Here is a 13,780-nt window from a genome sequence, read left to right on the forward strand (position 1 = left end):
GGAGATCCGGCTTGGCCAGCCACTGAAGGCCTTCCTCCGGCATGCAGTACGTGCAGCGCAGGTTGCACCGGTCGGTCAGCGAGACCCTCAGGTCGGTGGCCACCCGGCCGTAGGTGTCGATGAGCACCTGGGGCCTCCGTCTCCCGTCAGCCGTTCTCCGCCTGGAACATCTAGTGCTGCTTCTCCAGGTCCGCGGTGATCGCGATCAGCAGGCCTGGGTGACGGGATCCGCCCCCGCGGTGCCGGTCACCCGTTCCGCATCCGTGCGATGACCCGGGCCAGCGCCTCCACCAGTGCGGCCACCGCGTCACCGTCGCGCACCCAGCCCGCCGCGTAGCCGGGCACGCTGCTGCCCGCGGCGATCGTCGCCGCCCGGCCGTCCGGGGCGATCCCCAGCGCGGCCGCCCGCTCGGCGACCGCGTCGGAGAAGGTCCGGGCGCTGCCCACGACCTCGTCCAGCTGGAGGTGGAGGGAGCAGAAGCGGGGCCCGTACAGGGTCCAGTGCGCCTGTTTGGCGGTGAGGGAGAGGTCCAGCAGGTCCACCAACGCGCCCTGGAGGGCATCAGCGACGACTTCCCGGTCGGCGTCCGGCAGCGGGCCGGTGATGACGGTCATGAAGGGTGCTCCGCTCCGGCGGCTTCAGGGGTGTCCGCGTCGTACGCCGTGGACAGTGACAGTGCGCGCCACTGGGCGAGTTCGTCGGCCACCACCGCCAGCTTGGCCTCCACCCGCGCGACACAGTCCGCGCCCAGTTGGAGCCGGAACGGGGGCCGTTCGGACCGCGCCAGTTCGACGATGGCCGCGGCGGCCTTGACCGGGTCGCCGGGCTGCGTGTGGTTCGTCTGCTCGACCCAGTCACGGGTGCGGCCCGCCGACGCGGCGTAGTCCTCGATCGACCGTCGGGTGTGGTGCAGGGAGCTGCCGTCGAGGAATCGGTGCGGAAGACACCGGGCTCCACCACGGTCGTATGGATGCCCAGCGGCAGCAGCTCCGCCCGCATCGCCTCGCTGATGCCCTCCACCGCGAACTTGGTCCCGGCGTAGATGCCCCAGCCGGTCCCGGCGGCGAACCCGCCCACGGAGCTGATATTGATCACGCGTCCGGCGCGCTGCCGACGCAGCACCGGCAGTACGGCACGGGTGACGGCGAGCATCCCGAAGACATTGGTGTCGAACACGGCGCGGACCTCGTCGGCGTCGGCCTCCTCCACCGCGCCGAGCAGACCCCGGCCCGCGTTGTTGACCAGCGCGTCGATGCGGTCGAAGCGTGCCACGGCGGCCGCGACCGCCGCCTGCGCCTGCGCCTCGTCGGTCACGTCGACACCGGCCGCGAGCAGCCGCTCGCCCGCGTCGGACAGCGCCTTGCGCACCGCCTCGGGGTCGCGGGCGGTCGCGACGACCGCGTCCCCGCCCGCCAGCGCCCGGGGGGCGATCTCCAGACCGAAGCCACGGGACGCCCCGGTGATGAACCAGACCTGTACGACAATCTCCGTCTCAGCCAAGGGCCCCGATGGTCACGGCATCCCGCGGGTGCGGCCCGGCGGCGGGTGCCGGGTCGCGGTGGATGGGGGTACGCGTCATCGTCAGCGGCAGGCCCGACCCGCCGTACCGGTCGGCGACGAACTCGGCGGCGATCGACAGCGCGGTCTCCTCGGGGGTGCGGGCGCCGAGGTCCAGGCCGATCGGGGAGCGCAGCCGGTCCAGTTCCCGCTGGGTGACCCCGACCGCGCGCAGCCTGCGCACCCGGTCCTCGTGCGTACGCCGGGAACCCATCGCCCCCACGTACGCGACCGGCAGCCGCAGCGCTGCCTGGAGCAGGGGGACGTCGAACTTGGCGTCGTGGGTGAGGACGCACAGCACGGTGCGGTGGTCGACGCGGGCCGTCTCCAGGTAGCGGTGCGGCCAGTCGACGATCACCTCGTCCGCGTCCGGGAAGCGGGCGGCGGTGGCGAACACGGGCCGCGCGTCACAGACGGTGACGTGGTAGCCGAGGAACTTGCCCAGCCGTACCAGGGCCGCCGCGAAGTCGATCGCGCCGAAGACGATCAGCCGCGGCGGCGGCGCGCTGGACTCGACCAGCAGGGTCAGCGGTTCACCGCAGCGGGAGCCGTCCGCGCCGACGAGAACGGTTCCGGTGCGTCCCGCCGCCAGCATGGCCCGCGCCTCGGCGGCGACGGTGGGGGCGGGTCCGTCCTCGTCGCCGCCGAGCGTTCCGTGGAACGCGCCGTCCGGGGTGACCACCAGTCCGCGGCCGAGCAGTTCGGCGGGGCCTTCGACGATACGGGCGAGCGCGACGGTGTCACCGCGGTGCGCGGCGGACAGCGCGGCGGCGAGCATGTCCCGTGCCGCCTCACCGGCCCGCACCGGTGTGACCAGGATGTCGATCACGCCGCCGCAGGTCAGGCCGACGGCGAAGGCGTCGTCGTCGCTGTAGCCGAAGCGCTCCACGACGGGCCGCCCGTCCTCCAGCGCCTGTTGGCACAGCTCATACACCGCGCCTTCCACACAGCCGCCGGACACCGAGCCGACGGCCGTCCCGGTGCTGTCGACGGCGAGGGCCGCGCCGGGTTGCCGGGGAGCGCTGCCGGTGGTGCGGACCACCGTGGCGACGGCGAAGTCCTCGCCCTGCTCGACCCACCGGTGCAACTGTTCAGCGATGTCCAGCATGGCTCTCCTCCTGAACCGGTGCGCTGCCGCGCAGCAGTTCGGCGGTGCGGTGGATGAGTCGGTCGCGGAAGCCGGGGTCGAGGGCCGCGGGGTTCGGCCGTGCCGGTGTGAGCTCGTCCAGGTACCGTCCGTCCCATCGGCCGTCGGCGAGGGCCGCGTTCATCACGTTCTGCGCGCCGTGGGTCACGGAGTCGCCGCCGATGTCGAACATGGCGTGCAGCAGCGTGGTCCGGATGACTCCCGGGTGCAGGCTGACGGTGTCGGGGGGCGGCACCGGTGCCTGCTCGGCCAGCCAGCGGGCGTGTGCCACCAGGGCCAGCTTGGAGCGTGCGTAGGCGGTCGTGGCGCTGTAGGCGGAGCGCTCGTAGTTGAGGTCGTCCGGGTCGAGCGACACGGACAGATGTGTCGCGGAGGCGACGTGGACGACTCGACCGGTGGCGGCCGGGACCAGCGGGGTGAGGCGCTCGGTGAGCAGCACGGCCGCGAGGTAGTTCGTCTGCAGGGTGGCTTCATTGCCGTCCTCGCTGAGGCGCCGTCGCGGTGCTCCCGGGCGGCCCGCGTTGTTGATCAGGACGTCGACCCGGTCGGTGAGGTCGGCGACGGCGTCGGCGAGTCGGTGCACCGCGGTCAGCCTGTCGTAGTCGGCCTGCACGTAGTGCACCTCGCCGGGGCTGGCGGCCCGGAGTTCCGCCAGCTGCCCGGTGACGTCCTGCGGCCGTTCGGGACCGTGCACGATCAGCCGGGTCAGGCGGGGCGCCAGCGACCGCGCGGTGGCCTCCCCGATTCCGCTGGTCGCACCGGTCAGCACGACGGTGATGTCGCGTGTACTCACTTTTCCGAGCCTCCGGTCGGAGCGGGCCTTGGGTGGGGGTGTGCGCCGACGCGCTGCCCGGTCCGGGGGTGTCCTGAAGGGGCGGCCCGCTCCCTTCCACCGGTCGCTCCCCCGGACCGGACAGTGCGTTCGGTCAGAGCAGCAGCTGGTCGATGGTGAACGGCAGCGAGCGTAGCCGCCGTCCGGTGGCGTGGTGGACGGCGTTGCCGATGGCCGCCGCGACACCGACGAGGCCCACCTCGCCGACTCCCTTGGTGCCGACCGCGGTCGCCCGGTCCGGCCCGCCGCAGAAGATGACCTCCATGTCCGGGACATCCGCGTTGACCGGCATCAGATAGTCACCGAACGTCGCGTTCGCGATCCGCCCGGTCCCCGCGTCCGTCGCCGTCTCCTCGAACATCGCCTGACTGATCCCACCGACCGTGCCACCGATGATCTGACTCGTGGCCGTCTTCTCGTTCAGAATCCGGCCACCGTCGATCGCCGACACCACACGCGCCACCCGCAACAACCCCAGCTCAGGATCGATGCGGACCTCCACGAACTTCGCCCCGAACGCACCCGACGTCGCCATCCCGATCTCCTCGGACTGCGGCGGCGTACTACGACCGTCGGCACTCAGCTCCTCCAGACCATGCCGGGCCAGGATCTCCGCGTACGACTCCCCCTGCTCGGGGGCGCCGACGCGGTGGATGCGTCCGTCGGTGACCGTCACATCGTCGAGCAGGGCGCCGCGCAACGGAGACAGGTCGTCACCGGCCACCACGTCGAGGAATTCCTGCACCAGTCGCCGACAGGCGGTATGGACGGCGTTGGCCAGCGCGCCCGTCAGCCCCGACCCACCGGCCTGCGGCGAGTACGGCATGTCCGAGTCACCCAGATCGAACCGCACCCGGCCCACATCAAGACCCAGCAACTCCGCCGCCAACTGCGTCATCACCGTGTACGTGCCCGTACCGATGTCCGTCGCCGCACTGCGCACATACGCCGAACCGTCCCGCCGCAGCGACGCCCGCGCCTGACACGGCACCTGGTAGAACGGATACGACACCCCGGCCATCCCATAGCCGACCAGCCAGCGCCCCTCCCGCATCGACCCGACCTCCGGGTTCCGCCGCGACCAGCCGAACCGCTCCGCACCCTCGCTGTAACACTCCCGCAGCGCCTTGCTCGACCACGGCAGACCCAGCAGCGGATGCTCCTCCGCGTAGTTGCGCAGCCGGAACTCCAACGGATCCATCCCGATCGCGTACGCCGCCTCGTCGATCGCACACTCCAACGCGAAGTTCCCCTGCCCCTCCGCCGGAGCCCGCATCGAACCCGGACACGGAATGTTCAGCCGGGCCTGACGATCCTGCGTCAGCACGTTCGGACAGGCGTAGGCCACCGCCGAACCGAACGACACCGGCTCGTAGTCGTCGTCCTCCATCGCCACCGACGACATCCCGTAGTGCTCGATCGCGACCAGATCACCGTCCCGCGTCGCACCGATCTTGATCTGCTGCACACTGTTCGGCCGATGGCCGACCGAGGTGAACATCTGCGGCCGGGTCAGCACCAGCTTCACGGGGTGCTTGACCTCACGGGCCGCGAGCGCGGTCAGGATGACATGGGACCAGACACGGAGGCCAGCGCCGAAGCCGCCGCCCACGAACGGGGCGAGGACCCGGACGCCGCTCTCCGGCACCTGGAAGACCATCGCGAGGGTGGTGCGTACGTTGTGCGGCCACTGCGTGGAGTCATGCACCGTCAGCGCGTCACCGTGCCACGAGGCGATCGTCGCCATCAGGCCGAGCGGGTTGTTGGTGTTGTCAGGGGTCGTGTACGTCCCCTCCACGACCACGTCCGCCCGCGCGAACCCCGCCGCGACATCCCCGCGCTGGGTGTCCAGTCCCCAGGGGTTCTCCACGATCTGCGCCCGCGGATCGTCCACGTCGAGCACGGGTTTCTCCGTGTCGTACTCGACCCGGACCAGCCGGGCGGCGTGCCGTGCCTGTTCGGCGCTGTCGGCCACGACGATCCCGATGTGCTGCCCGTAGTGCAGGATCCGGTCGTCCTGCATCGGGGCGGGCGGGGAGCCGCCGAGGAGGGTCATCGGGCCGCGCTCCAGCTTCGGGGCGGTCAGATGGGTGATGACGTCCACCACTCCCGGCGCGGCGAGAGCCTCGGTGGCGTCGATGCTCCGGATGCGTCCGGCGGCGACGGTGCTGCCGATCAGGGCGGCGTGGAGCATGCCGGGGACGGCGAAGTCGTTGGGGTAGTGGGCCGATCCCGTGACCTTCAGCGGGGCGTCGACACGGTCGATGCCCGCGCCGACGACCCTGCCGGTTTCGAGAGTGGTCATGACTGGGCTCCTGCGACGGTCTCGAGGGTGCGCACCAGCGTGCGCTTGGCCAGCTCCACCTTGAACGCGGTCCCCGGCAGCGGCCTGGCACCCTCCAGGGCCGCCTCCGCGGCCGCGCGGAAGACGTCGGGGCCCGCCTCGGCTCCGCGCAGTACGTCCTCCGCGCCCCAGCACCGCCAGGGCAGGGTGCCGACGCCGCCGAGGGCGACGCGGGCCTCCTGGATGACACCGTTGTCCAGTGTCAGGGCGACTCCGGCGGAGGTGAGGGCGAACTCGTAGGAGACGCGGTCGCGGACCTTGATGTAGTGCGACCTGGTGCCCTCCGGGAGGAGCGGGATCTCGACCGCGGTGATCAGCTCGCCGTGCCGCAGTACGTTCTCCACGTCGGGGGTGTCTCCCGGCGGGAGGTAGAACTGGGTCAGCGGGATGGCCCGGGTGCCGTCCACGCCCTGGGTGTGCACCGTCACGTCGAGGGCCGCGAAGGGCACGGCGACGTCCGAGGCGTGCAGGGCGATGCAGTGGTCGCTGGTGCCCAGGATGGCGTGCATGCGGTGGATGCCGTTGATGGCGGCGCAGCCGGAGCCGGGCTCGCGCTTGTTGCACGCGGCGACGGTGGGGTCGCGGAAGTAGCGGCAGCGGGCCCGCTGGAGCAGGTTGCCGCCGATGGTGGCCATGTTCCGCAGCTGTGTCGAGGCACCCAGCAGCAGGGCCTCCCGGATGAACGGGAGCCGCTCGCGGAGCAGTTCGTCCGCCGCCAGTTCCTCCATGGTGGTCAGGGCGCCGACCCGGACCGTGGAGTCGGTGTGGGTGATGCCGCCGAGCGGGAGGCCGGTGATGTCGACGAGTCGCTCGGGGCGGAGCACGCCGTCCTTCATGAGGTCGAGCTGGGTGGTGCCGCCCGCGAGGAATGACGTCCGGGGGTCGGCGGTCACCACGGCCACGGCCTGGTCGGCCTCGGTGGCGCGGGAGTATGCGAAGGGCTGCATGGTCAACGCTCCGATGTCAATTCGCGGATGGCCGCGCGGATGTTCGGGTAGGCGCCACAGCGGCAGAGGTTGCCGCTCATGTACTCGCGGATGTCCTCCTCGGTGTCCGCCCGGCCCTCCTGGACGAGGCAGACGGCGGACATGATCTGTCCGGGCGTGCAGTAGCCGCACTGGAAGGCGTCGTGCTTGGCGAACGCCTCCTGCATGGGGTGGAGTTCACCGTCGGTGGACAGACCCTCCACGGTGGTGATCTCGCGGCCCTCGTACTGGGCGGCGAGCGCGAGACACGACACCACGCGCTTGCCGTCGACCATCACCGTGCAGGCACCGCAGGCGCCCTGGTCGCACCCCTTCTTGGCACCGGTGAGTCCGAGGTGGTCGCGCAGCGCGTCGAGCAGCGTGACCCGTGCGTCGACCTGGAGGGAATGGGAGCTGCCGTTGACGTTGAGCGTGATGTCCACGTGCGGCAGCGCCGGGGGTGACCCGGCGGACAGGCGGGTCTCGGTTTCTGCCTGCTTCATGGCGCCTCGATTCTTGGTTCGGGCGATGGCGGGGTACGCACTGCGAGAGCTTCGGGAAAGAGGGGGACTTGCGGATTGCGCGGGGCGTCAGCCGTACCGACTATCCCCCTGGTGAGATGCCGGTCACACCCGGGTGAGTCACTGGTCGGGTCCCTGGGGGGGGCTGGTGGGCGATGCCTCGGCGCGTCTCTGACCTGGTGGTGTGCGGCGGCCGAAAGGCGACGGCCCGCCGGGTGTACCGGCGGGCCGTCGTATGCGGTGGGGTCTTGCTATTCCTGGGGAGCGGGGGTGTGGAGCTGTCTGCGGGAGGTGATTCCGAGCTTGGCGAATATCTTGCGCAGATGCCATTCGACGGTACGCGGGCTGATGAAGAGCCGGGCACCGATTTCGGGGTTGGTCAGGCCATCCCGTACCAGTCGGACGATATGGAGTTCCTGCGGGGTGAGGTCACTTCGGGTGTGCGTGACGTTCTTCCGGACGTTCTCTCCGGTGGCGGCCAGTTCCCGGGTGGCGCGGTGCGCGAAGCTGTCCATGCCCATGGCGAGGAAGAGGTCCTGGGCGGCACGCAGGTGCTCGCGGGCGGCCTGGCGGCGTCGGGCGCGGCGCAGCCACTCTCCGTACAGGAGGTGGGCGCGGGCCAGTTCTCCTCGCAGGCCTGTGCGGCCCAGCCGTTGCAGAGCCTCCTGGTAGCAGCTCTCGGCCTCGGCGTCGTCGCCGACGAGGGCACGGCAGCGGGCCTCGATGCCGAGGGCCCAGTCGGTGCCGCTCGGGGCGGTCACCTCGGTGAGGCGGCGCAGGGCGTCACGGGCGTCGGCGGGGGCGCCGCCGTGGGCGGCCGCCTCGATGTACTCGACCAGGGACCAGACCGGGATGCCCATCTCCAGCAGGCGGTAGTCCCGGAAGGCTGCGTGGGCCGCCTCCGCTGCCTCGGCGTACCGGCCGAGGCCGTTGTAGAGGACGGCTCTGGCCCAGCCGCTGACTACCGGGCCGACGCCCTCGCCGCGGCGGGCCGCGCCTTCGTCGGCGCGCCTGCCGAGGTCCAGGCACTCCGCTTCCCGGCCCCGCCAGGCGGCGACGAAGAGTGCCGCGTAAAGCGGGGCGGCCACGCCGACCGCCTCGGACACCGTCTCCACCTCGTCCGCGAGGGCCGCGGCCTCCGTCAGCTCGCCGTCGAGGACATGCACGACACAGCGCATGGTCAGGGCCAGCGGGAGCCCCATGGCCTGCCCGGCGTCCCTGGTGAGGCGCAGATAGCGGTCGGCGAGGACGGACAGGGTCTCGTGGTCCCACAGCCCCACCGCGGTCACACAGATCATCCAGAGCCAGCGCAGCCCCTCCTCCGGGGCGCTGACCGGCTCGCGGAAGGCGCGCAGGGCCGCCCGCAGGGCGGGCACGGCCTGTACGTGACCGTCGATGATCCGTGCCGACAGCCCGTCGAGCAGGAGGTCGGTGGGGCGGGGGGTGGCAGGGGTGGGCAGGGCGCGGGCCGCGGTGGCGGCCGCGAACTGCCCGCTGACGTAGGCGTGCGGGCCCGCGAAGACCGCCGCGTCGATGACCTCCAGACAGGTCTCGCGGGCGAGGGGCACATCGTGGGAGGCGAGCTGGGCCGCGGCCTTGAGCAGCAGGACGGGGGCCTCGCTGCCGCGGTTGGTGGTGAAGGCGATCCGGGCCCGCACCAGGTCGACCTCGCCGCGGCGTCGGCCGTCGAGGTGGCCCGCCTCGACGATGGACAGCAGTCTCAGGGCTGTGTCGGGGTTCCCCGCCTGGTGCGTCAGCCGGGCGGCGGCCAGGGCGCGCTCCTGGCGGCGGGCCGGGTCCGGGGTCAGCTCCACCGCCCGCGCCATGAACGCGGCCGCCGCGGCGACCCCGCCGCGGGTGCGGGCGCGTCCGGCGGAGTGTTCGAGTTCCGTCGCGATGGGTTCGTCGGGTCCGGAAGCGCCGTGCGCCGCGTGCCAGGCGTGGCGGTCGGGATCCGTGGCCGGGTCCGTGACGTCCGCGAGGGCGCGGTGCGTGCGACGGCGCTCCTCGGGCATGGCCGACCAGTAGACGGCGGAGCGGACCATCGGGTGGAAGAGCCTGACGCGGTCGCCGATCGTCATCAGCCCGGTAGCTATCGCGGGGGCGGCGGCCTCCAGCTCGATGCCCAGCCGCTCGGCCGCCAGCCAGAGCAGCGCCGGTTCGCCGGTCGGGTCGGCCGCCGCCACGAGCAGCAGGCGCCGGGCGTGCGACGGCAGTCCGGCGATCCGTTGCAGGTAGGCCTCCTGGATCCGGTCCAGCACGGGCCGGGTCGCGGGCAGGCCGAAGCCACCGGCCAGTTCGACCAGGGTCGAGGCCCTGGGCAGTTCCAGCAGGGCCAGCGGGTTGCCCCGGGTCTCGGCGACGATCCGGCCGACCACGTGCTCGTCCCAGGGGCCGGGGAGCACGGAGCGCAGCAGGGTGCGCGCCTCGGGCTCGGGCAGCCCTTCGACGAGCAGTTCGGGCAGGCCGACGGGCTCCGCCCCGGCGGGGGGCGGGTCGCCCTCGGTCCGGACGGCGAAGACGACGGCCACCGATTCGGCGAGCAGGCGGCGGGCGGCGAAGGCGAGGGTCTGCATGGAGGCCCGGTCGAGCCACTGTGCGTCGTCGACGACGCACAGCAGGGGCCGCTCGCTGGCCTCCTCGGCCAGCAGGCCGAGGACGCCCAGGGCGACGAGGAAGCCGTCGGGCGCGCGCTCGGAGCCCAGTCCCAGGGCGCCACTGACCGCGTCACGTTGTACGGCGGGGAGGCGGGAGAGCCGGTCCAGGAAGGGCGTGCACAGCTGGTGCAGTCCGGCGAAGGCCAGTTCCATCTCCGACTGGACGCCGGTGACGCGGGCGACATGGAATCCCCGCGCCTGCTCGACCAGGTATTCGAGCAACGTGGTCTTTCCCACGCCCGGTTCGCCCCGCAGCACCAGTGCCCGGCTCTCGCCGCCACGCACGGCCTCGAGCAGTTCCTCGAGTTGCTCGCATTCCCGGTCGCGTCCCGGCACCCGCGCGTGCACGCCTGGCCCTCCTGCCGACGAAGTGTTGGACACAGCGCCCAACGTAATGCCCTGAAGTATGACCGTCCCGACAGACCAAGATCGCGCCAGCCTGTTGGCCCGAAACGGGCACTCGCCCGGCGACTAGGGTGCCTCAATCCTCCCGGAGGCCCCAATCCTCCCTTTTTTCGCACTGTAATCGCCGCCGGGAGCCACGACGACCGGAAACGGAAACTGGCGGTCGGGATTCCGTATGAGGCGCCGGACACAGGTGCGTCCCGGACCCATCCCGGACCCATCCCGGACCCATCCCCGAGGCGACCCTGAGAGGTCCCCCATCCACCCCTGAGATGTGTCAGAAATCTTTGACAGGTCTCCTCGGCTGCCGTCAGAGTTTTCTTACAGGTCAACGGAAAGGGGCCGTGATGCCCGGGGCCCCGCCTCCGGCACCGACCGGCGAAGAACTGCTCAAGGTGCTCTCCGCGCTCGGCAACCCGCACCGCATGCGGATCGTCGCAGCGCTGCTGGAGCGCCGGAACTACGTCAGCGCCCTGGCGCGCGAGATCGGCGTGAGCCGCCCGCTGCTGCACATGCACCTGCAGCGGCTGGAGGCGGCCGGACTGATCGTCGGCACGCTCGAGGTCGCGGAGGACGGCAAGGCGATGAAGTACTTCGACGTCACGCCGTTCCTGTACGAGTTGACGCCCGGCCTCGTCGCGAGGGCGGCCGCGACCCTCCCCCAGCCCGAGAAAGAGGAAGCGAAGTGAACGAGGAAGCGGTGACCGTCGCCGCCGGAGCCGAGGAACTGGGCGTGCTGGTGGGCGCCGTCGGCGCGGCCGGGCTCTTCAGCCTGCTGATCGTGATCGTCTGGCAGGCGGCGGCGACTTGGCGTGCCCGGATGCTCGCCGCCCGCGAGCGCCAGTACCAGGAGCTGGCCGTGAAGTACGCGCAACTGCTGGAGGACACCGTGGAGTTGCAGCGCCGCACGGTCGACGAGCAGCGGCAGCTCCTGGACGAACTGACGCAGACGAGGCTCGCGGTCGGCTCGATGGAGAAGATGATGCGCGAGATCGAGTAGACCGCACCGCGCCTCTTCGTGCGTACGGCCGGGAGTTGCAGCTCCCGGCCGTACCGGGGAAGAACGCGCCTCGGACCCGTCCAACCGCGCGCCACGGCAGGTCGTCACATCTCTCACGCCGTGGTGCGGATCCCGTGCGCCCTGCGACCGGTGCATCACCGGCCGCGGTGGCGCCCTTCCCACCCAAGGAGACTACTCATGTCTGCGCTGTTGAAGCGCGTCGCCCGGGCACCCGGGGGCAGGCGCGGCAAATGGCTTGTGCTGGCGGCCTGGCTGGTGCTGGCGGTCGCCCTCGGCCCGCTGGCCGGAAAGCTCGGTGACGTCGAGGACACCGGCCCCAACGCCTTCCTCCCGCACGGCGCCGAGTCCGCGCGGGTCAACACGGAGCTGGAGAAGTTCCGGACCGACACCGTGATGCCCGCCGTCGTCGTGTACACCGGCGAGGGCGCGGGGAGCACCGCGGCGGCCGAGCGCGCCGCCCTGGCCCGGTTCGTGGCCGACGGTCAGGAGATCTCAGGGCCCGTCCCGTCCGACGACGGCAGGGCCCTGATGACCGTGGTGCCACTGGACACCGAGGACGAGGACGTCACCGACAAGATCGACGAGCTGCGGGAGATCGCCGGTGCCAACGCGCCGCCCGGGGTGACCGTCGACGTCGGCGGCCCGGCCGGGTCCCTCACCGACCAGGTCGCCGTCTTCGACAGTCTCGACACCACCCTGATGCTCGCCACCGGCCTGGTCGTGGCCGCCCTGCTGCTGATCACCTACCGCAGCCCGCTGTTGTGGCTGCTGCCGCTGCTGTCGGTCGGTTTCGCGGCCGTCCTCACCCAGGTCTGCACCTACCTGCTGGCGCGGTACGCCGGACTGCCGGTCGATCCGCAGAGCGCGGGCGTGCTGATGGTGCTGGTCTTCGGCGTGGGCACGGACTACGCCCTGCTGCTGATCGCCCGCTACCGGGAGGAGCTGCACCGGCACACCGACCGGCACCAGGCGATGCGGATCGCGCTTCGCCGCTCCGGCCCGGCGATCCTGGCCTCGGCCGCCACCATCGCCGTGGGCCTGTGCTGTCTGGCCTTCGCCGACATCAACTCCTCGCGCTCGCTGGGGCTGGTGGGCGCCGTGGGCGTGGTGTGCGCCTTCCTCGCCATGGTGACGGTGCTGCCCGCGCTGCTGGTCGTCACCGGCCGCGGCGTGTTCTGGCCGTTCGTCCCGCGCTACGGCACCCCCGGCCGGGGGCCGCGCACGGTCTGGTCGCGCGTCGGCGCCGCGGTGGCCCGGCATCCGCGTCGGTCGTGGCTGGTGTCGGTGGCCGTCACCGGCGTACTGGCGCTCAGCACGGCCGGGATCTCGATGGGCCTGACGCAGGCGGAGCTGTTCGACGGCCGACCCGAGTCGGTCGTCGCGCAGGACAGGATCTCGGCGCACTACCCGTCCGGAGCCTCCGACCCGGCGACGGTCGTCACCCGTACCGACCGGGCCGCCGAGGTCCGGCGGGCGGCAGCCAAGGTCGACGGGGTGGCACGCGTCGAGCCGGACGGCGACCGGACCCCGGACGGGCGGCTCACCACCGTGTCCGTGGTACTGGCGGACGCCCCGGACAGCGACGCCGCCAAAGACACCGTCGACGGGCTCCGGGACGCCGTGCACGCGGTCGACGGCGCGGACGCCCTGGTCGGCGGCAGCACCGCGGAGAGCCTGGACACCCAGCGGGCCGCCGACCGCGATCTGCGCACGGTCGTCCCGATCGTGCTCCTGGTGGTGCTCGGCGTGCTGATCCTGCTACTGCGGGCCCTGGTCGGGCCGCTGTTGCTGCTCGCCACGGTGGTGCTGTCGTACGTCGCCGCGCTCGGCGCCGCCAACCTGCTCTTCGAACACGTGCTGGGCTTCGCCGGGGTGGACTGGGCGTTGCCGCTGATGGGCTTCGTGTTCCTGGTCGCACTCGGCATCGACTACAACATCTTCCTCATGCACCGCGTCCGGGAGGAGACCGCCCGCATCGGGCACGCCCGCGGGGTGCTGGAGGGCCTGACCAGCACCGGGGGCGTGATCACCTCCGCCGGGGTGGTGCTGGCCGCCACGTTCGCCGTCTTCGCCGGGCTGCCCCTGGTGACCCTGGCGCAGCTGGGCGTCCTGGTCGGCATCGGCGTGCTGCTGGACACCTTCCTGGTCCGTACGGTCCTGGTACCGGCCCTCGCGCTGGACCTGGACCGCTGGTTCTGGTGGCCGGGCGCGCACTTCCGCGCGCTGCGCGACGGCACCGCGAAGGACGGTGCCGGGAGCGGCTCCACGCCGACCGGCCACGGGTCGCGGGAACCATCTCCCCTTCCTTGATCGTCCTTGGGCCGTGGAAC

At 72.0% G+C, this 13,780-nt stretch carries 10 protein-coding genes and 2 pseudogenes; 3 read left to right on the forward strand and 9 right to left on the reverse strand.

Going from position 1 to position 13,780, the window contains the following annotated elements:
* The 9 genes and pseudogenes from KBY47_RS31380 to KBY47_RS31420 form a co-directional block, all read right to left on the reverse strand.
* Positions 1-127 (reverse strand): annotated as a pseudogene (locus KBY47_RS31380) (GTP 3',8-cyclase MoaA); the annotation flags it as partial.
* A 43-nt stretch (positions 128-170) separates the two neighbouring features.
* Positions 171-615 (reverse strand): annotated as a pseudogene (locus KBY47_RS31385) (Dps family protein).
* The gene (locus KBY47_RS31390) at positions 563-1,501 is read right to left on the reverse strand and encodes an SDR family NAD(P)-dependent oxidoreductase (protein ID WP_308405361.1); all 939 of its coding nucleotides are present in this window, start codon (positions 1,499-1,501) and stop codon (positions 563-565) included. The pseudogene KBY47_RS31385 and the gene KBY47_RS31390 overlap by 53 nt, the downstream one beginning before the upstream one ends.
* Positions 1,494-2,666 (reverse strand): XdhC family protein, encoded by a 1,173-nt coding sequence (locus KBY47_RS31395; RefSeq protein ID WP_210927162.1) that lies wholly within the window; start codon positions 2,664-2,666, stop codon positions 1,494-1,496. The genes KBY47_RS31390 and KBY47_RS31395 overlap by 8 nt, the downstream gene beginning before the upstream one ends.
* Positions 2,650-3,498 (reverse strand): SDR family NAD(P)-dependent oxidoreductase, encoded by an 849-nt coding sequence (locus tag KBY47_RS31400; protein ID WP_210927164.1) that lies wholly within the window; start codon positions 3,496-3,498, stop codon positions 2,650-2,652. The genes KBY47_RS31395 and KBY47_RS31400 overlap by 17 nt, the downstream gene beginning before the upstream one ends.
* Positions 3,499-3,631: 133 nt before the next feature.
* A complete protein-coding gene (locus KBY47_RS31405; RefSeq protein WP_210927166.1) occupies positions 3,632-5,842 on the reverse strand; it encodes a xanthine dehydrogenase family protein molybdopterin-binding subunit in 2,211 nt (736 codons plus the stop codon).
* A complete protein-coding gene (locus tag KBY47_RS31410; protein ID WP_210927168.1) occupies positions 5,839-6,828 on the reverse strand; it encodes a xanthine dehydrogenase family protein subunit M in 990 nt (329 codons plus the stop codon). The genes KBY47_RS31405 and KBY47_RS31410 overlap by 4 nt, the downstream gene beginning before the upstream one ends.
* Positions 6,829-6,830: 2 nt before the next feature.
* Positions 6,831-7,349: a (2Fe-2S)-binding protein gene (locus KBY47_RS31415; RefSeq protein ID WP_210927170.1), complete on the reverse strand. Its 519-nt coding sequence runs from the start codon at positions 7,347-7,349 to the stop codon at positions 6,831-6,833.
* 269 nt (positions 7,350-7,618) lie between these two features.
* Entirely contained in the window at positions 7,619-10,372 is a 2,754-nt protein-coding gene (locus KBY47_RS31420) for an AAA family ATPase (RefSeq protein WP_308405363.1), read from the reverse strand.
* Positions 10,373-10,776: 404 nt separating this feature from the next.
* On the opposite strand from KBY47_RS31420, the gene KBY47_RS31425 reads away from it, so the two are divergent.
* From KBY47_RS31425 to KBY47_RS31435, 3 genes are all read left to right on the forward strand, one after another.
* A complete protein-coding gene (locus tag KBY47_RS31425; protein ID WP_210927223.1) occupies positions 10,777-11,118 on the forward strand; it encodes a winged helix-turn-helix domain-containing protein in 342 nt (113 codons plus the stop codon).
* Positions 11,115-11,429, forward strand: coding sequence for a hypothetical protein (locus KBY47_RS31430; RefSeq protein ID WP_210927172.1), 315 nt, complete (start codon positions 11,115-11,117; stop codon positions 11,427-11,429). Before KBY47_RS31425 ends, KBY47_RS31430 begins: the two co-directional genes overlap by 4 nt.
* A gap of 198 nt (positions 11,430-11,627) precedes the next feature.
* Entirely contained in the window at positions 11,628-13,760 is a 2,133-nt protein-coding gene (locus tag KBY47_RS31435; RefSeq protein ID WP_210927173.1) for an MMPL family transporter, read from the forward strand.
* The last annotated feature ends 20 nt before the right edge of the window (positions 13,761-13,780 follow it).

The sequence above is a fragment of the Streptomyces sp. B93 genome (genome assembly GCF_018070565.1).
Lineage (GTDB): Bacteria > Actinomycetota > Actinomycetes > Streptomycetales > Streptomycetaceae > Streptomyces.

Coding starts and splice junctions, on each gene's coding strand:
- KBY47_RS31415 (WP_210927170.1), bottom strand. CDS start 7,349: ATGAAGCAGGCAGAAACCGAGACCCGCCTGTCCGCCGGGTCACCCCCG.
- KBY47_RS31410 (WP_210927168.1), bottom strand. CDS start 6,828: ATGCAGCCCTTCGCATACTCCCGCGCCACCGAGGCCGACCAGGCCGTG.
- KBY47_RS31425 (WP_210927223.1), top strand. CDS start 10,777: ATGCCCGGGGCCCCGCCTCCGGCACCGACCGGCGAAGAACTGCTCAAG.
- KBY47_RS31395 (WP_210927162.1), bottom strand. CDS start 2,666: ATGCTGGACATCGCTGAACAGTTGCACCGGTGGGTCGAGCAGGGCGAG.
- KBY47_RS31405 (WP_210927166.1), bottom strand. CDS start 5,842: ATGACCACTCTCGAAACCGGCAGGGTCGTCGGCGCGGGCATCGACCGT.
- KBY47_RS31435 (WP_210927173.1), top strand. CDS start 11,628: ATGTCTGCGCTGTTGAAGCGCGTCGCCCGGGCACCCGGGGGCAGGCGC.